This is a genomic window from Corallococcus praedator (assembly GCF_003612125.1).
Lineage (GTDB): Bacteria > Myxococcota > Myxococcia > Myxococcales > Myxococcaceae > Corallococcus > Corallococcus praedator.
On the sequence record NZ_RAWI01000050.1, the window covers coordinates 14,624 to 36,330 of the forward strand.

16 protein-coding genes and 1 pseudogene are annotated in these 21,707 nt (G+C 70.6%); 8 read left to right on the forward strand and 9 right to left on the reverse strand.

Annotation, left to right across the window (positions count from 1 at the left end; genetic code table 11):
- Position 1: 1 nt before the first annotated feature.
- The 4 genes from D7Y13_RS09420 to D7Y13_RS09435 are packed head-to-tail and all read left to right on the forward strand — an operon-like array spanning position 2 to position 4,183.
- A complete protein-coding gene (locus D7Y13_RS09420; RefSeq protein WP_120533085.1) occupies positions 2-271 on the forward strand; it encodes a flagellar biosynthetic protein FliQ in 270 nt (89 codons plus the stop codon).
- On the forward strand, positions 268-1,062 hold the full coding sequence (locus D7Y13_RS09425) for an EscT/YscT/HrcT family type III secretion system export apparatus protein (protein ID WP_120582854.1): 795 nt from the start codon (positions 268-270) through the stop codon (positions 1,060-1,062). The genes D7Y13_RS09420 and D7Y13_RS09425 overlap by 4 nt, the downstream gene beginning before the upstream one ends.
- A complete protein-coding gene (locus tag D7Y13_RS09430) occupies positions 1,059-2,105 on the forward strand; it encodes an EscU/YscU/HrcU family type III secretion system export apparatus switch protein (protein ID WP_120582855.1) in 1,047 nt (348 codons plus the stop codon). The genes D7Y13_RS09425 and D7Y13_RS09430 overlap by 4 nt, the downstream gene beginning before the upstream one ends.
- Positions 2,105-4,183 carry a flagellar biosynthesis protein FlhA gene (locus D7Y13_RS09435; RefSeq protein WP_120582856.1) on the forward strand — a complete coding sequence of 693 codons (2,079 nt, stop codon included), beginning with the start codon at positions 2,105-2,107 and terminating at the stop codon, positions 4,181-4,183. Before D7Y13_RS09430 ends, D7Y13_RS09435 begins: the two co-directional genes overlap by 1 nt.
- A 27-nt stretch (positions 4,184-4,210) precedes the next feature.
- Here the strand turns inward: D7Y13_RS09435 and D7Y13_RS09440 are convergent, their stop codons facing one another.
- The 6 genes and pseudogenes from D7Y13_RS09440 to ligA form a co-directional block, all read right to left on the reverse strand.
- The gene (locus D7Y13_RS09440) at positions 4,211-4,558 is read right to left on the reverse strand and encodes an HU family DNA-binding protein (RefSeq protein ID WP_120533081.1); all 348 of its coding nucleotides are present in this window, start codon (positions 4,556-4,558) and stop codon (positions 4,211-4,213) included.
- 125 nt (positions 4,559-4,683) lie between these two features.
- Positions 4,684-6,048 (reverse strand): YhjD/YihY/BrkB family envelope integrity protein, encoded by a 1,365-nt coding sequence (locus D7Y13_RS09445; RefSeq protein ID WP_167508733.1) that lies wholly within the window; start codon positions 6,046-6,048, stop codon positions 4,684-4,686.
- Between the two features lie 434 nt (positions 6,049-6,482).
- Positions 6,483-9,087: pseudogene (locus tag D7Y13_RS49495) on the reverse strand (Rne/Rng family ribonuclease).
- 581 nt (positions 9,088-9,668) lie between these two features.
- Positions 9,669-10,112, reverse strand: coding sequence for a DUF3052 family protein (locus D7Y13_RS09455; protein WP_120533080.1), 444 nt, complete (start codon positions 10,110-10,112; stop codon positions 9,669-9,671).
- A complete protein-coding gene (locus tag D7Y13_RS09460; RefSeq protein ID WP_120533079.1) occupies positions 10,109-10,396 on the reverse strand; it encodes an acylphosphatase in 288 nt (95 codons plus the stop codon). Before D7Y13_RS09460 ends, D7Y13_RS09455 begins: the two co-directional genes overlap by 4 nt.
- Positions 10,397-10,406: 10 nt before the next feature.
- Positions 10,407-12,431, reverse strand: a complete 2,025-nt coding sequence (gene ligA / locus D7Y13_RS09465) for an NAD-dependent DNA ligase LigA (RefSeq protein WP_120533078.1) — start codon at positions 12,429-12,431, stop codon at positions 10,407-10,409.
- 603 nt (positions 12,432-13,034) lie between these two features.
- On the opposite strand from ligA, the gene rho reads away from it, so the two are divergent.
- The gene (gene rho, locus D7Y13_RS09470; protein WP_199732940.1) at positions 13,035-14,642 is read left to right on the forward strand and encodes a transcription termination factor Rho; all 1,608 of its coding nucleotides are present in this window, start codon (positions 13,035-13,037) and stop codon (positions 14,640-14,642) included.
- A gap of 20 nt (positions 14,643-14,662) precedes the next feature.
- Positions 14,663-14,983, forward strand: a complete 321-nt coding sequence (locus D7Y13_RS09475) for a hypothetical protein (protein ID WP_120533077.1) — start codon at positions 14,663-14,665, stop codon at positions 14,981-14,983.
- A 35-nt stretch (positions 14,984-15,018) separates the two neighbouring features.
- Here the strand turns inward: D7Y13_RS09475 and D7Y13_RS09480 are convergent, their stop codons facing one another.
- The 3 genes from D7Y13_RS09480 to D7Y13_RS09490 all read right to left on the reverse strand — a co-directional run bounded on the left by D7Y13_RS09480 (position 15,019) and on the right by D7Y13_RS09490 (position 19,543).
- Positions 15,019-17,583: an ATP-binding protein gene (locus D7Y13_RS09480; protein ID WP_120585571.1), complete on the reverse strand. Its 2,565-nt coding sequence runs from the start codon at positions 17,581-17,583 to the stop codon at positions 15,019-15,021.
- Positions 17,584-17,722: 139 nt separating this feature from the next.
- On the reverse strand, positions 17,723-18,940 hold the full coding sequence (locus tag D7Y13_RS09485; protein ID WP_120585570.1) for an AI-2E family transporter: 1,218 nt from the start codon (positions 18,938-18,940) through the stop codon (positions 17,723-17,725).
- A 141-nt stretch (positions 18,941-19,081) separates the two neighbouring features.
- Positions 19,082-19,543 (reverse strand): hypothetical protein, encoded by a 462-nt coding sequence (locus D7Y13_RS09490; protein ID WP_120533074.1) that lies wholly within the window; start codon positions 19,541-19,543, stop codon positions 19,082-19,084.
- Here D7Y13_RS09490 and D7Y13_RS09495 point away from each other — a divergent pair, their 5' ends adjacent.
- Together D7Y13_RS09495 and D7Y13_RS09500 are read left to right on the forward strand one after the other, a co-directional pair.
- Positions 19,544-19,966 (forward strand): hypothetical protein, encoded by a 423-nt coding sequence (locus tag D7Y13_RS09495; protein ID WP_147452431.1) that lies wholly within the window; start codon positions 19,544-19,546, stop codon positions 19,964-19,966.
- Between the two features lie 128 nt (positions 19,967-20,094).
- A partial coding sequence (locus tag D7Y13_RS09500; protein ID WP_120630664.1) for a putative metal-binding motif-containing protein occupies positions 20,095-21,707 on the forward strand: 1,613 nt, incomplete at its 3' end.

The following is a 21,707-nucleotide window of genomic DNA, read 5'->3' on the forward strand; positions in this document are numbered from 1 at the left end:
CATGACCCAGGATGTCCTGCTCACGCTGGGGCGCGAGGCCTTGCTGCTGATGGTGCTCGCTTCGCTGCCGCCCATTGGTGCGAGCATGGTGGTGGGCTTCTTGATGAGCCTCTTCCAGGCCACCACCCAGTTGCAGGAGAGCACGCTGTCGGTGGTCCCCAAGCTGTGCGCGGCGGTGCTGTCGCTGGTGTTGGCCGGCCCGTGGATCGCAGGGCAGCTCACGCTCTTCACCCGGCAACTGCTCACGCTCATCGCGGATGTGGCGTTGTGAACCCGGAGGCGCTGAGCGAACAACTCCTCACGCTGGGGCCGCACGTCATCGCGGTGTCGCTGTGCGCGGCGCGGCTCGTGCCCATCGCGTTCCTCTGCCCGTTGCTGGGCGGTCAAGCCGCGCCGACCACGGTCCGTCTGGGACTGGTGCTCGCGCTATCACTCTTCCTGCACCTTGAAGCAGGCGTGGACTTCTCCGGCCCGGTGGAGACGCCTGTCGTGATGGCGGCGCTCGTGGTGCGCGAGCTGGCCTACGGCGTCTCGGTGGGCCTCGTGTCCGCATTGCCCTTCGACGCGGCGAGGATGGGGGGCCGCTTCATCGACCTCTTCCGGGGGACGTCCGCGGAGGCGAGTCTGCCGATGGCGGGGAGCCGCGAGTCCGCCACGGGCGACGGGCTGTACCACCTGCTCGTGGCCCGGGTGGTGTCGGGGGCCCTGTTCCCGCTGGTCATCGCGGCCCTGCTGCGGGGCTTTGGCGTGGTACGGCTGGGGGCGTTCGTGCCCACTGAAGCCGCGACCCTCCACGTGGTGGTGATGGTGGGAGGGGCCATGGCCACGGGACTGGCGGTGGGCGCGCCGGTGGCCGCGGCGGCGCTCGCGGTGGATTGCTTCCTGGGCATGGCCTCCCGGGCCGCGGCGCAGGTGAACCTCCAGGAACTGGGCGCGCCGCTGCGCATCCTCGGCGGTGGCGCCTTGCTGTGGCTGGGCGTCGGGCTGCTGTGTGAGCGACTGCTCGCGGGGGTGGTGTCGGCCGAAGGCGCGCTGGCGCTGCTGGGCGAGGTCGCACGATGAGCGGGGAGAAGACGGAACAGCCCACCGCCCGCCGGCTGCGGGAAGCGAGGCGCAAGGGCCAGTTTCCCCGCAGCCGCATGTTGTCCTCCAGCGCGGTGACCCTGGGAGGACTGCTGGGGTTCATCGCGTTCGCGCCGGAGGGCTTCGCGCGGCTGAAGGACTGGGCCTCGCGCCTTTTTCTGGAGCAGACCCTTCCGGGGGCCTGGGAGGAAGGGGCGTGGGTCGCAGTGCGGCTGTGCGGACCCGCGCTGGGGGGAGCGCTCGTCGCGTCGCTGGCGGTGTCGGTGGCCACCGTGGGCTTCGAGATGGATGCGCGGCATGCCGCCCCGAAGCTCGAACGCATCAACCCGGCGGCGGGCCTCAAGCGCCTCTTCAGCACGCGGCCCTTGCTGGAGATGGGCAAGGCCCTCCTCGTGGCGGCGCTGTTGGCGCTGTGGGGCTGGAGCGAGGTGGAGACGGTGGGGCCTGATGCCCTGCGCGCCGCGTGGCTCGACGGGACGCGGGGGATGGATTTCCTGGTCGGCCGGCTCGCGGCGCTGGTCGTCCAACTGGCGTGGGTGGTGCTGGGGTGCGGCGCCGTGGACTACGCACTCGCCCGACGTCGGCATCTGCGCGACCTGATGATGACACGCGACGAGGTCCGGCGGGAGCACAAGGAAAGCGAGGGGGACCCGCGCCACAAGGGACAGCGGAAGGCCCTGCACCGGCAGCTCGCGCAGGGGGGACCGGCACGTGGAGTGCAGAAGGCCACCGCGGTGATCGTCAATCCCACGCACATCGCGGTCGCGCTCCGATACGAAGCGGGCGAGTGCGACGCGCCGTACCTCGTGGCCAAGGGCCGTGAAGACGACGCGCTCGCGCTCAAGGAAGAGGCACGCCGCCAGGGCATCCCGGTGGTCCGGGACGTGCCCCTGGCCCGCAGCCTCATCCACTTCGACGTCGGAGAGTCCATTCCCGAGGAGCTGTACCAGGCGGCGGCCGTCGTGCTGCGGACCGCGATGGAGACGCGCGAGACGGACGACCGTCCACGGAGACAGACGTGATGAACCCGCTCATGAAGGTGTTGCTGAAGGCCCGCCAGTCCTCGGACGTGGTGCTCGCGGTGGCGATGGCCGCCGTGCTGGGCGCGCTCATCATCCCGCTGCCGGCCTGGCTCCTGGATGTGGGGCTCGCGGTGAACCTCGCCGCGGCCGTGTCGCTGCTGGTCGCGGCGCTCCACGCGAAGGACGCGCTGCGGGTGACGTCGTTTCCCACGTTGCTCCTCTTCACCACGCTGTTCCGGCTGTCGCTCAACGTGTCCTCCACGCGGCTGGCGCTGTCGGAAGGCCACGCGGGCGAGGTCATCCAGGCCTTCGGCGAGTTCGTGGTGCGCGGTGACTACGTGGTGGGCGCGGTGGTGTTCGCCATCCTCACGCTGGTCCAGTTGCTGGTGGTGACCAAGGGCGCGGAACGGGTGGCGGAGGTGTCCGCGCGCTTCACGCTGGACGCAATGCCCGGCAAGCAGATGTCCATCGATGCCGACCTGCGCGCGGGCGCCATCGACCAGAACGCGGCCCGCCGTCGGCGGCGCGACCTGGAGCGCGAGTCCCAGATGTTCGGCGCCATGGACGGCGCGATGAAGTTCGTGAAGGGGGACGTCATCGCGGGACTGGTCATCGTCGCGGTGAACCTGCTGGGCGGCACCCTCATTGGCGTGTTGCAGAACGGCCAGTCCTTCTCCGAGGCCGCCGCCACCTTCGCCCTCATCGCCATCGGTGACGGCCTCGTGTCCCAGGTGCCCTCGCTGTGCATCGCGGTGGCGGCGGGCCTCGTCGTCACGCGGGTGGCGTCGGAGAAGGAGGAGGACTCGCTGGGCACGGAGATTGGCACCCAGTTCTTCGGGGACCCCCGGACGCTGGGCATCGTCGCGGGGCTGTGCGTCGCGCTGGCCCTCATGCCGGGCATGCCGCACCTGACCTTCCTCGCCCTGGCCGCGGGCCTCGGGGGGCTGGGATATGCGCTGCGGCGCAAGTCACCGGAGGCCTCCGACAAGGCCCTGGCGAAGGAGGGGACTCCGGCGGGAGCCTCCGTTCCCGTCGGCGCGGCGGGCAAGCCTCCGGAGAGCGCGGCGGCGCCGGTGGGCGTGGCCCCGCTCACGCTGGACCTGTCCTCGCTGCTGACGCCCCTCGCGGAAGCCGACGGGGGGGCCTTCGTGCACACGGTGCTGAACGGGGTGCGCGACGAGCTCTTCTTCGAACTGGGCGTGCGCATCCCCGGCATCCGCGTGAGGACCCAGGCCGCGTACCTGGGGCCGGGCGAATACCGCCTCCTCCTTGACGAGGTGCCCGCCGGTGGGGGCGTGCTGCAGCCCGCGGCCCTCTATGCGCTCGTCCCGCCCGGGGAGCTGGCCTTCCTGGAGGTCCAGGCGGAGGCCTCCGTGGAGCCCGTCACCGGCCGTTCCATCAGCCGTGTCGCGGAGGGTGCCCGTTCCCGGCTGGAGTTGGCCCAGGTGCCCCTGCGCAAGCCCTCGGAGCTCATCGCGGACCACCTGCGCGCGGTGCTCCGCCTTCGCGCCTCCGCGCTCCTGGGGCTCCAGGAGGTGCAGGGGCTGCTGGAGGGGCTGGAGGCCCAGGCGCCCGTGCTGGTGAAGGAGGCGCTGCTGAAGGTGCCGCTGCCGCTGCTGGTGGACGTGTTGCGGCGGCTCGTGCAGGAGCAGGTGAGCATCCGGGATCTGCGCGCCATCCTGGAGGCCCTGGTGGCCCCTACCACCGAAGGGGACGCGACCGCCCTGGCCGAGCGCTGCCGTCAGGCCCTGCACCGCTACCTGAGCCACCAGTTCGCGCCCACGGGCCCGCTGTACGCGTATCTGGTGGACCCGGAGGTGGAGGAGGTGCTGCGCGCCAGCGGGCCTCGGGGGCCCTCGCCGGAGCCGGAGCGCGTCGTCGAAATCCTGGAAGGGGTGCGGCAGATCGCCACCGGCGGCCGGGCCGTGCTGCTCACGGCCCCGGACATCCGCAGGCCGCTGCGCAAGCTGTGCGAGGGCCCGTTCCCGGAGGTGGCGGTGCTCACCTACGGCGAGCTGGACGGCGACCTGCAGATTCGCCCCATCGGCCGGCTGACGCCCGTCGCCGTGGGGCGGTGAGGCAGTGGCGCTGCTACCGCGCCGGCCCTACAGGGTCCCGGTGCCGCTGCTGCCCTTGAACTCGGAGGGCGGCAGGTCCGTCTGGGCCTGGAGGGGGGCGGGACGGTTGACGCGGTCGCGCAGTTCCTTGCCCGTACGGAAGAGCAGGCCGCGCTTGGGCTTCACCGGGATGACCTGACCCGTCTTCGGGTTGCGGCCCTGGTAGCCCTGGTAGTTCTTCACGTGGAAGGCGCCAAGCCCGCGAATCTCGATGTTCTCGCCGCGGCAGAGCGCGTCCTTCATCGACTCGAAAATCGTCTCGATGGTTGCTTCAGCCTGCTTCTGGGTCACGCCTCGTTTGGCAACGAGGATGTTGATCAGATCGGACTTGAGCATCGGACGCTCCCGCAAACCCCGTGACCCCTTGGTGACAGGGCTCTGTGGCCCGTGGTCGAGTCCCGAATACATAACAGAACACCTCCTCCTTGCAAGCCGGGTAGGCTCCCAACCCTCTAAAAACGTTACGGATTTCCGCTGCCAGCCGCTGCCTTGGGTGCCTCCGGGGCGACCGGGGCGAGCAGCCCCGGACGCAGGGGCGTCACGAGATCCAACCACCGGGTACGGCGCAGCAGGTCCACCCCCGCGCAGTCGGCCGCCTGGAACAGGGGCTCGAACTGTTCGAAGCCTGGGGCCCGGGGGCCCGTCCAGGTTTCAGGGCCTCCGGAGATCATCACCCCGTGCACCGCGAGCGTGCTGTCCGCGAGCGTGAGCTCGGCGGGGTCCCTCGCCGGCCGCAGCCCACCCCGGCGCCCCCGCTCCAGCAGGCGGCCCTCCACCAGCCGGTCGACGACCTCGTGCACCAGCGATTCGGGGACGCGCAGGCGCGTGGCCAGCTCCCGTGGCAGGGGCGGCGTCAGCCCATCCACCCAGCACAGGGTGACGTCCTGGGCAATGCGGGCGGCCACCAGCTCATACGCGCGCGGATGGCTGCCGAAGGCGAAGAGCGAGTCGCGGAAGGACACATGCTCCACCGCGTAGGACAGCCGCGCGCCGAACAGCATCACCAGCCAGCTCACGTACACCCAGGCGAGGAACAGGGGCAGGGCGCCCAGCGACGCGTACAGCGGGTTGTAGAGGAAGCTGCGCGCGGCGAACTCGGCGTACACCTGCTTCGCCAGCATCCACCCCACGCCGGCCACCAGCCCGCCGGCCAGCGCCGAGCGCACGCGGACGTGGGCGAAGGGTGTCCAGAGGTACAGCAGCGTCAGGCTGCCGATGGCGATGAGCATGGTGCCCAGCGCGATGAACAGCGGCGCGGAGGGAGCGTGGGTCTGCAGCAGCACGCGGACCCGGCCCGTGCCCGAGAACGAGATGGCCAGGAAGATGGGCCCCAGCAGCAGCAGGCCCGCGTAGATGGACAGGCGCGTCAGCCACGGGCGCTGGCGCCGGATGCCCCACAGCTCGTTCACCGCGCCGTCGATGTGGCGCAGCAGCGAGCCCGCCGACAACAGCACCGCGAGGAAGCCCACGCTGCCCACCGCGATGGAGCTGCCCGGGTGCAGGAACCGGTCGAGCAGGGCGGCGGACTCCTCGCTGACCCCCGGCGCCAGGACCTCGGAGATGACGAAGCGCAGCTTCTTCTGGAACTGCTCCTGGTGCAGCGTGCGCAGCAGCACGAGCCCCACCGTCAGCAGGGGCACCAGCGAGAACATGCTGATGTACGTGAGCGCCGCGGCGCGAAGGCGCAGGTTCTCGCCCATGAAGCCGCGCGCCACCGTGCGCCCCGCGAGGAAGATGTCCGTCGCGAACCGGCCTCCGGACGTGCGCGCCACCGGGGCCCACACGCGGGACGCTGTCGTGCGCGTCCAGGTCCGCAGCCGGACCAGCCCCTGCCGATAGCGCCACCCCAGGCCCCGCTTCACGTGCACGGGCTCCTCCGGAGGTGTTCCCGCCCGGGCGAGGGCAGGCCACCGGGTTCCAGAAGCATGCGGAAGCGCGGAAGGGGGCGGGTCATCCTGGGGGATTCAGATGGACCGACGGGCGACGACACCCCCCGGTGTGGAAGTGCCACCGTAACCAAACTCGGGCCCGGGGGACCAGTCCACCCACCCCACGATGTGGCCCCCACCACGGTGCACGCGCGGGCCCGTGTGCCTGGTCGGCCGGTGGGCAGGTGGCCGGACCCGGGCCCGCCGAAGCCCCGGCGCCACGTGGCCTGCCACCCGCCCAGGCCAAAGAGAAAGCCCGGCGGGGATGAACCCCACCGGGCCTTCGCTGTCACACGCGAGCCGCGCTCAGGCAGCGGCGCCGCTCACCGACGTCAGGCCTCGCTGCCCCCGCCGGACGACTCCGAGGAGCCTCCTCCGGATGCCGCCGGAGGCGGGCCACCAGAGCCTCCGCCGTTTCCGCCGTTGTTGTTGGAGCCTCCCTGGGAACCGCCTCGGCCTTCACCGCCGCGACGCTGCTCGCCGCGCTCGCCACCCCGGTTGCGGTCGCCCCCACCGCCGCCACCGCGCTCGGGACGCCGGCCCTCGCGACGGTCGCCGCCGCCGCGCTCGCCACCGCGTTCTCCGCCGCCACCGCCACGGCTCTCCGCGCCGCGCTCGCCACCGCGTTCTCCGCCGCCGCCACCGCCGCCGCCGCGGTCCCGGTCGCGTCCACGCCGGCCCTGGTCCTGTCGGCCGCCACCGCCGCCGCCACCACCGCCGTAGGCGTTCTCCGGGCGGCGCTGCTGCATCGCCAGCTCGCCGTCACCGGAGCCCGGCGACGAGGCCACCTTGTGCTCGGGGCCCGTGGCTGACCGGCCGTAGATGTCGTACTGCTCGCGGTGGTAGTTCTGCTGCGCCTTGACCTGGATGGACTTGTTGTAGCGGTCCATCAGGTGCCGCAGCTCGTTGCGCTCCTCGCCCTGCAAGAGGCGCGCGACCTCCGCGTTGCAGTTGATGACGAGCGTGGAGTCCTTGTAGCCCGGCGCCTCGCGGCGGATCTCCCGGAAGATTTCGTACGCCACCGTGGTGGCCGTCTTCACGAAGCCCTTGCCGTCGCAGTAGGGGCAGTCCTCATGCAGCACGCGGCCAATGGACTCGCGCACGCGCTTGCGCGTCATCTCCACCAGGCCCAGCTCGGAGATGCGCAGCACGTTCGTCTTGGCCTTGTCGCGGCCCAGCGCTTCCTGCAGCGACTTGAAGACCTTGTCGCGGTTCTGCGCCTTCTCCATGTCGATGAAGTCGCAGATGATGATGCCGCCGATGTTGCGCAGCCGCAGCTGGTAGACGATCTCCTTGGCCGCCTCGACGTTGATCTTGGTGATCGTCTCCTCGAGGCTCTTCTTGCCGACGTAGCGGCCCGAGTTGACGTCGATGGCGGTGAGCGCCTCCGCCTGGTCGATGATCAGGTAGCCGCCGCTCTTCAGCCACACCTTGCGCTGGGTGGCGCGCTGCAGCTCCTGCTCGATGCCATAGGCGTCGAAGACGGGCTCGTCCGTCTCGTGCAGCACCACGCGGTCGCGCAGCGCCGGGTCCTGCGCGGTGACGAAGCCCTGGATGCGCTCGTACTCCTCCGCATCGTCCACGACGAGCTTCTCCACGTCGTGGGCGAACAGGTCGCGCGTGGCGCGCAGGATGAGGTCCAGGTCGGGGTGCAGCAGGCCCGGTCCGCCGCGCTTCTCGTTGCGGCGCACCACCTGGTTCCACACCTCGATGAGGAACCGGATGTCGCTCTCCAGCTTCTCCTGGGGAACGTTCTCCGCCACCGTGCGCACGATGAAGCCCGTGCCGGGCGGCCGCAGCCGGTCCACGATGTCGCGCAGCCGCCGGCGCTCCTTCTCGTTGGAGATGCGGCGGCTGATGCCCACGTGGTCCACCGTGGGCATGAACACCAGGTGACGGCCGGGGATGGAGATGTGCGAGGTGAGCCGAGCACCCTTGGTGCCGATGGGGTCCTTGGAGATCTGGACCACCACCTCCTGGCCGACCTTCAGCAGGTCTTCAATCTTGTCCGTCTTGCGCTGCTTGGGCTTCTCCTTGTCGTCGTCGCGCTTCTCGCGGCGCGGAGGGCCCTCCTGGCGGCGCTTGTCCTTCTCCTTCTCCTTCTCCTTCTCCTTCTCGCGGCCATCCCGGGCGCGCGGCTCGCGGGCCTCCCGGGCCTCGCGCGGCGTGCGGCGGCGGCTCGGCGGCCTCGGTGGAGGCTTCACCGGCCTGCGCCACGCTGCCCTCGCTGAGGGCGGCGACGGTGAGGCTCTCCGCGGGCGTCTCCTGCACCACCGTGGGGGACGCGTCCGGCGGGAGGCCCGCGTCCGACAGCGGCACCGCCACGGAGGCGGTGGACACCGTGACCTGCGTCTCCTCGATGACGAAGGCCGGGGGAAGCTCCGACTCCGCGACGGGAGCCTGGGCCTCGGCGGCGGGCTCGGTCGCGGCGGGAGCCGGCGCGGACGCCGTCTCCTGGGCTTCCTGGGCAGCCGCAGGGGGCGCTTCCTGGGGAGCCGCTGGCGCAGCCGCCTGGGCGTCCAGCGCGAGCGCGGGCTCCACGGCGGCGGCCGGAGCTGCTTCCGTGCCGGCGGGCAGGGCGTGCGCGCCCTTGTCCGGCACCGTGGCCGCGGCGGCCTCGAGGGTGTCCGCCTCGGATTCGGTGGGGACCTCCGGCGCGTCCTCGTGTTCGCCCTCGGTCAGCTCGAACTGGGCGCGGGCGAAGTCCGGGTCGTAGACGACGTCGCTGACGTACAGGAAGGCGGCCTTCTCCAACCCGATGTCGACAAAAGCCGCCTGCATGCCCGGGAGCACCCGGACGACACGGCCCTTGTAGATGTTTCCGACGACGCCCTTGTCCTTCTTACGCTCGAGGTAGAACTCCGCGATATGGCCGCCCTCGACGAGCGCCACCCGGGTCTCCCGACCCGCGGCATTGATGACGAGCACACTGCTCATGGATGAATCCTGGAAGCGCGCGCGGTAGGGGGGACCTCACCGGACGGGGGGCGGCAAGACGCCACACCTCCGAGCACGCTGCGAGGGGAGCGGCGGTTGGTGGCCCTCCGACGTGTGGACGCCCACCGGAATCACCGGAGGGAGAACGCATCGTCTGGGTGAGGGCCGAGGACATCACCGCCTGCTCCTCCGAGTTCATGTCGCCCCGCATTGCGACCGGCACCGTGCCGGGCGGGGCTGCTTCTCTTCAAGCGCTCGAGGTCTCCACCACGCCCGTGCCGTCCGCCCCCTCTTCCACACCCGGTCGGTGCCCATCGTGGGCCACCTTGGGGGGGCGTCTGGGGGCCCCGGAGCAGCAGGGACATCCGGAGGAGACCGGAAGCGCAACCCGTCGAAATTCCAGCCTGGGCCTGATGTCCCGCCAACGCGGGGCGTCACACAACCACCCAGAAACACGGAGAGTTTTCCACGCCCCTCCAGGTGTGTAAAGGCAAGAAGCGCCCGTTCATCCACTGTCTGGCAGATGGCCCCGGGGCCCGCCCCCAGGGCATCCAGGCCGAAACGGAGCCTTTTCGGGGGCCTCAGGCCTGGGCGGGGGCCTGCTTGCGGCCCTCGGGCTTGTCCAGCTTCCCGCGCGGCCGGCGCACCAGCCGCAGGGCGGTCCAGGTCTCGTCGATGACGCAGATCTTGTTGTCCACCAGCCCGATGTCGAGCGCCGCGTGCCGCACGAACTCCTCGGACAGGTGCGTCTTCGGGCCTTCGGCGGTCGCCCAGCAGACCCAGATGCCACCGGTGAGGGTGGTTGCGCGCGACAGCGCGGGCAGCCGCTGCACCAGCTCCGTGGCGTCCTGGGTGAAGAAGAGGATGACGTCCAGCCCCGTCTGGGCCGTGACGAGGAACTCCACCCCGTCCGGCAGCGGGTTGAGCTTCTGCACGAAGCCCCGGGGCGGGTTGATGATGGAAACCTTGGTGCCGGAGCGGATGCCCAGCATGGCCGGCAGGGACGCGAGGCCGTAGGACGTCATGAGGTGCGCTCCACCGTGAAGGTGCGGAACTCGCCAGTGGCTTCCCCGTCCGTGCGCGCCACGTGCGTGACGCGCGCCGTGCGGGGACCCTGGTGGCACCAGCTTACGAAGTCTTCCAGCGCAGCGGGCTCGCCTTCCACCGTGGCCTCCACGGAGCCGTCGCTCCGGTTGCGCACCCAGCCGCTCAGGCCCAGCCGCAGCGCCTCGGCGCGGGAGCTCTCCCGGAAGGAGACTCCCTGGACCGTGCCCTGGATGCGCAGGGTCGCCCGGCGCTGCGTGCTCATGCCTTGGGCCTCATGCTCTGGCGTTCCCTTCTAGCATCTGGAGGAACGCCTGCTCATCTAGGATTCTTACCCCGAGTTCCTGCGCCTTCTTCAGCTTGGAGCCGGCGTCCTCGCCCGCGACCACGAAATCGGTCTTGCGTGAGACACTTCCAGACACCTTTCCGCCCCGCCGCTCGACCTCCTCCTTGGCCTGCTCGCGCGCCATCCCGGCCATCGTCCCGGTGAGCACCACCGTCTTGCCCACGAAGGGGCCTCCGGTGGAGACCTCCGGCGGCGCCGGCGTCACGCCCGCGTCCAGCAGGGACTGGATGGTGGCCTGGTTCTGCGGCTCCTGGAAGAAGGTATGGATGACCTGGGCCATCACGGGGCCCACGTCCTTCACCCGGCTGATGTCCTCCAGGCTCGCGGTGAAGAGCGTCTTCACCTGGGGGAACGCCTCCGCCAGCGCCCGGGCCGTGGAGTCGCCCACGTGGCGGATGCCCAGGGAGTACAGGAAGCGGCGCTGGGTGGTGCGCTTGGACCCTTCGATGGAGGCCAGCAGGTTCTCCGCGCTCTTCTCCCCCATGCGCTCCAGCTTGAGCAACGACTCCTTCGTCAGCGCGAAGAGGTCCGCGAACGTCTTCACCTGACCGGCGGTGACGAGCTGGGTGGCCAGCTTGTCGCCCAGGCCTTCGATGTCCATCGCGATGCGGCTGGCGAAGTGGCGCACCTTCTCCACAAGCTGCGCGGGGCAGGACGCGCCCGTGCAGCGGATGATGGCGCCGTCCTCGTCCTTCGCCGCCACCGCGCCGCACACCGGGCAGTGGGTGGGGAAGGCGAAGGGCTGGGAGTCCTCCGGGCGCTTGGACAGCACCACCGTGACGATCTCCGGAATCACATCACCGGCGCGGCGCACGAAGACGGTGTCGCCCTTGCGCACGTCCTTGCGGCGCAGCTCGTCCTCGTTGTGCAGCGTGGCGCGCGACACCATCACGCCGCCCACCTTCACCGGCTTCAGGTGCGCCACCGGCGTGAGCGCGCCCGTGCGGCCCACCTGGATGCCAATGTCCTGCACCAGCGTGGACTCCTCCTCCGGCGGGAACTTGTAGGCCACGGCCCAGCGCGGGCTCTTGGACACCTGTCCCAGGCGACGACGCAGGTCCTCGTCGTCCACCTTCACCACCATGCCGTCCACCTCGAAGGGCAGGGCGTGGCGGCCCTTGAGGGACTCGTCGTAGCGCTGGCGGATGCCGTCCGCGCCCTCGGCGGGCTGGTAGCGGTTGATGGGCAGGCCCAGCGTCCTCAGGTACTCCAGCTTCTCGGTGTGCGTCTTGAACGCGGGCAGGCCGTCGCTGGGGCCGCACTCGTACAGGTAGACGGAGAGGGGCCGGGCGGCGGTCTCCTTGGGATCCAACTGGCGCAGGCTGCCCGCGGCGGCGTTGCGCGGGTTGGCGAAGAGCGGCTCGCCCTGCTCCTCGCGCTTCTCGTTGAGCTTGCGGAAGTCCTCCTTGCGGATGAAGACCTCGCCGCGCACCTCCAGCCGCCTGGGCACCTTCACGCCGTCCTGGGGGAACAGCTCCAGGGGCAGGCTCTTGATGGTGCGCAGGTTGGACGTGACGTCCTCGCCCGTCGTGCCGTCGCCCCGGGTGGCGCCCTGGATGAAGCGGCCCTCTTCGAAGCGCAGCGAGATGGCCAGGCCGTCCAGCTTGGGCTCGCACACGTAGCCCACCTGCGGCAGGCCGGTCAGCTTGCGCACGCGGTCGTCGAACTCCGTGAGCCCCTCGTCGTCGAAGATGTTCGCCAGCGACAGCATCTGCGCGCTGTGCACCACCTGCCCGAAGTCCTCCACCGCCGCGCCGCCCACGCGCTGGGTGGGCGAGTCCGGCGTGGCGAGCTGGGGGTGCTTCTCCTCCAGCGCCTGCAGCTCCCGCATCAGCGTGTCGTACTGCGCGTCGCTGATCTCCGGCGCGTCCAGCACGTAGTAGCGGTGGTTGTGGTGGGCCAGCTCCTGACGGAGCGCTCGGGCGCGGGCTTCGGCTTTCGGGAAGGTGTCCACGGGGTGTTGTCCTTACCCCAATTCGGCAGCGCGGCCAGGATGCGCACGCCCCTCATCGGAGGAGGACCACTCTAGCGAGCCCACCTGACAGGACCGCTCCACGAGGGAGCGACAGGAGTCCCGCCCCCTTCGTACGTTGCCAACCTCCAGCGTTGGACGCGCGGACCCCTCCCGGCGCGCGGCCCCGTCCAGACCGGGAAACTCCACCGGCGGATGGGAAGGGGGACCCGGGCATGCGTGTTCCACCCGGCGAGGGCGCCTCGGGCATCCCAGCTGCCCCGAATTTCAGCTACATAGCGGTTTCCCTGTTCGCAATACCCCCTCCCTCCGGTGCAACCCCCTGAAAAACGGGGTGGTGCAAGGCACGGATGCCTTGACAGCTCTGGAGGGGGTCAATAGTTTCCAGAGCGGTTCCTGGCGCAGGGGTCCCCCCGCGCCGTCTCTTCCCAACCACAGGCCCACGCGCCCTCCGGTCCCCATCAGGGACCCGGGTGGTGCTGCCCTCCTGGAAGGTGCTTCCGAGCGCCGCGCGGACGGACAGCGTCCCGCGTACAGCCTGCCCGAGCCTTCGGGCGATTCCCCCCATTCCGTCTGCTGACCGTCATGGCCAAAGCCCGTTCCCCCCGAGAGAAGGTAGTCGCGCCCCCGTTCGTCGCCGCGGAGGAGAAGCCCCGCCGCAAGCGCGCGGCGGCGAAGGAGGCGGAGAAGCCCGCGCCCCGCTCGCGCCGTGCCCCGGCCCGCCGCGAAGAGGCGCCCGTGGAGGAGGCGCCGGAGGTGGTGGCCGAAGCGCCCCGCCCGGTGCTCACGCCCATCTCCCGCCCCGTGCGCGACGACGAGCTCCAGGAGATCCGCGCCGAGGAGCCCGAGGACACGGCCTCCGCGACGCCCGCGCCGCAGGAGTCCGCCGAGTCCCCCGCCATCACGGAGGTCAGCCGCGACGGCGCTCCGATGCAGGTCATCAAGCTCAATGACCTGAAGCGGATGAAGATCGTCGAACTGTCGAAGATGGCCCAGGACGTGGGCATCGACGGCTACCAGGGCCTGAAGAAGCAGGACCTCATCTTCGCGCTGCTGGGTGGCATCGCGGACAAGCGCTTCGAGGTCCACGCCGAGGGCGTCCTCGAACTGCTCAGCGACGGCTTCGGGTTCCTGCGCAGCGCGGACAGCGACTACCAGCCGTCCCCGGACGACATCTACGTGTCGCCGTCCCAGGTGCGCCGCTTCACGCTGCGCCCCGGCGACACGGTGACGGGCCCCATCCGCCAGCCCCGCGAGGGCGAGCGCTTCTTCGCGCTGCAGAAGGTGGACACGGTCAACTTCGCGGACCCCACGTCCGAGGCTGCGCGCGAGCGCATCCTGTTCGACAACCTCACGCCGCTGTATCCGACGCGCAAGCTCAAGCTGGAGCACGAGTCGTCGGAGATGACCACGCGCATCATCGACATGTTCTGCCCCATCGGTCTGGGCCAGCGCTGTCTCATCGTCGCGCCCCCCAAGGCGGGCAAGACGGTGCTGCTGCAGAACATCGCGCACGCCATCAGCCGCAACCACCCGGACGTCTACCTCATCGTGCTGCTGGTGGATGAGCGCCCGGAGGAAGTCACCGACATGGAGCGCAGCGTGCGCGGCGAGGTGGTCTCCTCCACCTTCGACGAGCCCGCCACGCGCCACGTGCAGGTGGCGGAGATGGTCATCGACAAGGCCAAGCGCCTGGTCGAACAGAAGTACGACGTGTGCATCCTGCTGGACTCCATCACCCGGCTCGCCCGCGCCTACAACACGGTGGTGCCGGCGTCCGGGAAGATCCTCTCCGGCGGCGTGGACGCCAACGCGCTCCACAAGCCCAAGCGCTTCTTCGGCGCCGCGCGCAACATCGAGGAGGGCGGCAGCCTCACCATCATCGGCACGGCCCTCATCGACACGGGCAGCCGCATGGATGAAGTGATTTTCGAGGAGTTCAAGGGCACGGGTAACTCCGAAATCGTCCTGGATCGGAAGTTGATGGAGAAGCGCATCTTCCCAACGCTCGACATCAACAAATCCGGCACCCGCAAGGAGGAACTCCTCTTGTCGCAATCGGACCTGGTGCGCATTACGGCGTTGCGCCAGGTGCTCCACCCCTTCACCCCCATCGACGCGATGGAGTTCGTGCTCAAGCACATGCGTCCGACGGCGGCGAACGCGGAGTTCCTGGGCTCGATGAACCGCTGACCCTGGCCCGGGAGCCCCACATGCGTCGTGCCCACGTCCTTCGTTTCCTCGCCCGCGCCGTCGCGGGCGTCACCCTGGGCCTGATGGCGGGGTGTGACCTGGGCGTGGAAGACCTGCCGCTGGAGGATGCGCCCCCGGTGCTCTCCAGTCAGGTCTGCTACGACGACTCGGATTGCGTGGCGAGCGCGTGCTGCGGTGAGGGCAATGCCGTCACCCACCGCACGGAAGGTCCCAACTGCGCCGGCGTGCGGTGCGACGGGACGTGTCCCCCGGACAGCATCGACTGCGGCCGCTGCATCCCGGTGTGCCGCAACGCGCGCTGCGCCGGCGCCTGCCAGTAGCCGGCGCCGCGCGCGGTCCGCTCCAGTCGCCCTTTCTACCCGGTGGCGGACTCGGGCCCCGGGGCCTCCGCGTCCTTCAACGGCAGCGTCACGCGGAACGTGGTGCCGCCGCCCGGCGTGTCCTCCACGTCGATGCAGCCCTGGTGCGCTTCCACCACCTGCCGTGACACCCACAGGCCCAGGCCCAGGCCGCCGTAGTGGTGCGTGGACACCGCGCGCTCGAAGCGCTCGAAGATGCGCTCGCGGTCCTCCGGCTTGATGCCGATGCCGTGGTCCACCACGCTCAGGCGCACCACCTCTCCGTCCGGTTGCAGCGTCACCTCCACCGGCTTGCCCCGGCCGAACTTCAGCGCGTTGGCCACCAGGTTGTGCACCACCTGGGAGATGCGCGAAGGGTCGAACGGGCCCGTCACCGGCCCGTTCACGGAGACGGTGAGCCGCGTGCCCTCGCGGCGCGCCTCCTCCTCCGCGAAGCGCGTCACCTCCACCAGCAAATCCGCGAGGTCCACGTCCGTGCGGGAGAGCTTCAGCCGGCCGCTGGTGATCTGCGACACGTCCATCAGCACATCCACCAGCAGCGCCAGCCTCCGGATGAAGGCCCGGGCCTGCTTCAGCCGCTCCAGCGCCTTGGTCGGCGCGTCCCGGCCCAGGCCGCGCTCCAGCAGCTCCAGGTGCAGTTGGAAGGCGGCCAGCGGGGTGCGCAGCTCGTGCGCCGCCACGGAGAGGAAGTCGTCGCGGGCGCGCAGGGCTTCGGTCAGCCCTTCCGCGCGCGCGCGCTCGTCGGCCATCTCCCGGCGCATCCGCGCGAGCTTCAGGTTGGAGGCGATGCGCGCGAGCAGCTCTCCGGCGGAGAAGGGCTTCACCAGGTAGTCGTCCGCGCCGGAGGACAGGCCCTGCACGGTGGCCTGCTCGCCCGCCTTCGCGGACAAGAGCAGGATGGGCAGCTCCCGCGTTTGCGGTGCCGCGCGCAGGGCCCGCAGCAGGCCCACGCCGTCCAGGCGCGGCATCATCACGTCGGACAACACCAGGTCCGGAGGCCGGGCCAGCGCTGACTCCAGCCCCTTCTCTCCGTCCGTCACCGTCTCCACGTCATAGTCGGTGGAGAGCACGCGCTGGATGTAGTCGCGCATGTCCCGGTTGTCGTCCACCAGCAGGATGCGCGCGCGCGGCATCAGCTCCTGCGCGCGGATTGCCGGGGCGGGCGCGGGCGCGCGGTTCGACAGCGTCTGCTCCTTCGGCTTGGAGACGTTCCACAGCAGCGCTTCCTGGACGTAGGCCGTCGTGGCCTCGCGCGCCGCGGAGCGCGGACGGGCCGTGGTGCGGATCCGCTCCGGGGGCAGGTGCGCGTGGCCCAGGGGCAGCTCCACGGTGAAGGTCGTGCCCTGGCCCTCCGTGCTGCGCACCGCCACCGTGCCGCCGTGCAGCCGCGCGAACTCCTGCACCAGCGCGAGCCCGATGCCCGTGCCCTCGTGCGTGCGCGACGCGGTGCCCGGCACGCGGTGGAAGCGCTCGAAGAGGCGGGGCAGCTCCTGCGCGGGGATGCCCGAGCCCGTGTCCTCCACCTCCAGCACCACCCGCCGGCCGCGCTCCCGCAGGCGCAGCGTGACGCCGCCCTGGAGCGTGAACTTGAACGCGTTGGAGACCAGGTTGAGGACGATCTGCTCCCACAGGTCCGGCGCCACGTACACGGGCTCCGACAGCGGGGGACAGTCCACCGTGAGCTGGAGGCCCGTGCGCTCCATGGCGGAGCGGAAGCTGCTCGCCGCGTCCGCCGTCAGCGCCGCCAGGTCGGAGGGCACGAAGCGCTCCTCCCGGGGCCCGGCCTCCAGGCGCGACAGGTCCAACAGCGCGTTCACCAGCTTGAGCAGGCGTCCCGCGTTGCGGTGCACGCGCTCCAGCTCCCTGCGGGCCTCGGCCGGCAGCGCGCCCGAGCGTCCGGCGAGCAGGTCCTCGGTGGGGCCCAGCATCAGCGTCAGCGGCGTGCGGAACTCGTGGCTGACGTTGGCGAAGAACTCCGACTTCAGCCGGTCCAGTTCCCCCAGTTGCTCGTTCGCGGTGCGCAGCTGCTGGTTGGCTTCCTGGATCTGCTGCGCGCGGCGGAAGATCTCCTCTTCCATCTCCCCCGCGCGGGCCTGGAGCGCCTGGTGCTGGCGGTCCTGTTCGGTGCCCTGGTTCTTCAGGAGGATGAAGTCCGTCACGTCCTCGACTCGGTGGATGATGTGGCTCAGCTTCCCGTCCACGCCGAACACGGGCGAGTTCAGCGGGCTCCAGTAGCGCACGTCGAACCCGTCGCCCACGGAGCCGGAGCGGGGGATGTCGTACTTCTGGACCGCCATCGCGTCCGGGGCGCCCGTCTTGATGACGCGCTCCAGGGACGCGCGCAGGTTGCTCACGCCGTTGGCCGTCGGGTCCTGGGGGTTGTTGGGGAAGACGTCGAAGATGTGGCGGCCCAGGATGGCCTCTCGGCGCGTCTGGGTGGCGCGCAGGTACGCGTCCGTCACCGCGACAATCTGGAGCCCGGGCGTCAGCACCAGGTACGGATTGGGCGAGGCTTCGAACAGGCTCCGGAAGTCCGGGGCGTCGGGGGGGCTCGGGGGCATCACACGGTCCTCAAAGGCGGAGGAGTGCGTGGAAGTAGTCACTGCGCTCCCGGATGGCCAGGGGCATGTGGGCCGCTCCGCCGAGGTTTTTCACCGGTGGACGATTGGGGCCCTGGACACCTACCGGTGACGGCGCGGATCAGGCCGCCGGAGCGGCGTCCGGGGAAACGACGGGTTGCTGCACGGCGGGCGTCACCAGCGGGGGCGGCTGGGCCTTGAGGCGCGCGTAGTCGAAGCAGGCCACGAGGATGGAGGCCACCGGCACGGCGAAGAGGGCGCCCCAGAGGCCGAAGAGCTTCTCGCCCGCGATGAGGGAGAAGGCCACCACCACGGGGTGGATGCGCGCGGCCTCGCCCATGATCTTCGGGTTGAGGAAGTAGGCCTCCAGCGCGTGGATGCCGACGATCCACAAGAGGAGCGCGAAGGCCTTCTGCACGCCGTCCGCCAGCGCGATGAGGACGATGGGCACCGAGCTGATGATGGTGCCGAAGATGGGGATGAGGCTGAAGAGCGTGGCGATGGTGGCCAGCAGGAACGCGAACTTCACGCCGAACAGCAGCAGGCCCACCAGCGTGAGGCCCCCGTTGACGAGGCAGATGGTGACCTGCCCGCGCACCACGCCGGACAGCGAGCGGTCGATGTTCGCCACCAGCGTCTTCGCGTCGGGGAGGAACTCCGCGGGCACCAGCGTGCCGAAGTAGCGGCGGATGGCCTGCGCGTCGATGGAGAAGAACGCGGCGACCATCAGGATGAAGAACAGCATGAACACGCCGGCCAGCACCTCGGTGACGATGCGGCGCGACACGTTGACGATGTCCGACATGTTCTCGCGCACGAGCGTCGTGCCGCGGGCCACCGCGTCGGTGAGCATCTGCTCCAGGTCCAACGCGAGGCTGAAGCCACCGGAGGTGCCCGCCGCCGCGCCCTCCATGGCCCGGTCCGACAGGGCCACGGGGATGCCGTACACGTTGAGCCACGTCTCCGCGCGCTGCGCGAGCGACTGCACGTGCTCCGGCGTGAGCGCGCTGGCGAAGCCCGCCATCTCCCGGCTGATGCGCGCCACCTCGCGGTACAGCTGCGGCACCAGCGCGATGAAGAACAGGTACACCGCGAGGAAGAAGCCCGAATAGATCATCAGGATGGCCACCCAGCGCGGCACGGAGCGGCCGCCCAGGTTCCACCGGGTGATGCGCCCCACCAGCGGCTGCACCAGGTACGCGATGAGCGCCGCGCCCGCGAAGGGCATCACCACCGAGCGCAGCGTGAAGAGCATCAACGCGATGGCCACCCACAGCCCCGCGAGGAGCATCAGGCGCTTGCGGCGATCTTCGGGGGCGGTGTCCACGGGCTGCGACATGGGATGTGGGCTTAGGGCAGTCGCCTCCCTCCTGACAAGCTCCCGCAAGGAAACACCTGGAGACCCCCGGCTCCTACGGCACCGGAACGTCCCGGAAGCGCCCGGGGAAGGGCGTCCGGGCCGCCGGGCGTCCGTCTGGACTCAGGCCTGGGGCAGCGGTGGCGGGGCGTCCAGCCGGGCTTCCACCCGGTCCAGGCAGGCCTGCATCAGCGGGCGTTTGACGCGCCCCTGGGTGGCCTCGCCCAGGCCCAGCATCTGCTCCGTCAGCCAGCGGGTGAGGAAGAGCAGGGGGACGCGGTCGTCGGGGGCCAGGCCCCGCTCCAGGTAGCGCTTGTTGCGCATGTAGTCGTCGAACGCGTCGAACTCACGGCCCAGGTCCCAGCGCGCGAGCCGCAGGGCCTCCGTGTAGACGGCCGGGGCGGGGCGCCGGGTGACTTGCGTGAACAGCGGGGCGAACTCCCCCAGGGTGGCGGGGTCCAGGTCCTGGACGGGCGGAGGCCAGGTGCCCAGGTCGTTGGCGAGCAGCCGCGCCACCTCCTCCAGCAGGTGGTCCACGAGGGGGATGGGCTTGAGGTCGAAGAGGTGGTCCCAGCGCGAGGGCATGTGTCAGGGGCTGGCGGCGGCGGCGGTGGCAGCGGAGGCCGCGTGGTGCTGGAGGCCTTCCAGGTGACCCTGACCGCCGACGCCCGGCTCACGGCCAATGGCGGCGGCGGCGGCGAGAGCGGCACGGCGAAGGGCAATGACAGCGACAACGGCGCGGCGGGAGCCCACGGCGCCGACGACGAGGCCACCCCAGCCGCGGGCGGCCAGAGCGCGAGCGAAAGCGCTGGAGACGGCGGCGCGGGAGGCGCGGGCACCACCGCGCCTCAAGTGGGCAGCAATGGCGGCGCCAAGAATGGCTTCGAAGGCGGCGGTGGCGGTGGCGGTGGCGCCGTCGGCTACATCCACCTGCGCAGCGTCCAGAGCTGCTCGACGGCCGGCGCCGTGATCAGCCCGCCCGCCACCGGGGGCTGTACAGCGCCCTGAGCCGCCCCTGAAGACAAGCCGGGAGCCGGGGTCCCAGCGGCCCCGCTCCCTGTCCGCGACACCCCACCCTCCCACTCCTTCCCGACGGGATTCGGAGGGTTGAGCGCTGTTGGATACAGTGCCGCACCATGTATCGGCTCTGCCTGTTGGGATGCGTGGTGTTGCTGAGCGCCTGTCGCGAGAAGGCCCCTGAAGAGGGCGCCCTCCGCGTCACCGTGGAGTACGGCTCCTACAAGCCGGCGTGCGTGCGCGTGGAGGTGCAGGACACGCAGGGCCCGCGCGGTGGGACGGACATCGTCCAGGGCCAGTTCAAGAACGACGCGACGAAGCAGGTCCTGGTCGCGGTGCTCCGCAAGCCGGAGTGGGATCGCGAGCTGGGCGTGACGGTGTCCTCGTTCGCGGCCGTGGAGAACAACCGCTGCGCCGGGCCCGCCGTGGAGCGCTTCCCCAGCGAGTCCCCCATCGCGATTCCGCCCCGGGAGTTCGCCCGCTTCGACGTGAAGCTGGTGGCGGTGGATCAGGACGGGGACGGCTCGCCCTCGGGCGTGGGCCTGACGTGGACCGGTCAGCCCGACTGCGATGAGAGCCGCAAGGACGTCCATCCCGGAGCCGTGGAGCAGTGCAGCGATACGGTCGACTACGACTGCGACACCCTCAAGGCGTGCGAGGACCGTGACTGCGCGGAGAAGACCTGCACGGGCGGCGACAAGTGCACCACGAACAAGCGGTGCATCGGCGTGGGAGCGGCGGCGGAGTGCGGGGGCGGTGTTCCCGTCGTGTGCGACCAGTCACCGAACGCCTGCGCGCCCCGGCTGTCGTGCGAATCCAGCACCGGCATGTGTGTTCCGGGGCCCTCCCAGGTGGGCCTGCCGTGTGACAACGGCAACGCCTGCATGCTCGGCAAGACGTGCGACGCCAACCTGAACTGTGTCGGCACGCCGAAGAAGTGCGACCAGCCCACGAGCACCGCCTGCCAGGAATCCCTGGGCACCTGCGAGCCGACCAGCGGCCAGTGTTCCTACCTGCCCAAGCCGACCTCGACGACCTGTGAGGATGGCGACCTGTGCACCACGGATGAACGCTGTAATGGAATGGGCCAGTGCGTGAGCACGCCCACGACCTGCACGCCCCCGCCGTGCTTCCGACTCCAGCAGGCCTGCAGCCCCAGCACGGGGTGCCAGTTCGAAGTGGATCCGACGCAGCTCAACATGCCCTGCGGCAACACCCCCAATGGCAGCCCCGGCGTGTGCCTGCCCGACGGAGCCTGCCGCCCCTTCCCGTTCCCCACCCACAACTTCACGCCGGACGACATCCAGCCGACGGACATCCGGGAGCTCATCACCACGGGCAATGTGACGCTCGATTCGGACACGTTGCAGTGGGACGTCCCCACCTCCGTCGTGAACCCGGAACTGATCCGGTTCCTGCCCACCCCGCAGGCCGCCGGGTATCCCGATGCGGTGGTCATCCCGGTGCGGACCCTGAACCTGGGAGGGGATCTGCGGATCCTGGGGACGCGCCCCGTCATCCTGGCCGTGTATGGCGACGCGACGCTGACGCACTCCATCTTCGTCAACGGCCGCGCGGACATCACCAACAACGTGGAGCCAGGCGCGGGCGGCAACCAGGCGTGTGCCACGTCCCAGGGCAAGAACGGAACCTTCAACGGCAAGCAGGGCGGCGGCGGCGGCGGCGCGGGTGGAGTCACGGCGGGCGCGGCGGGGGGCCGCGGCCTCGACGC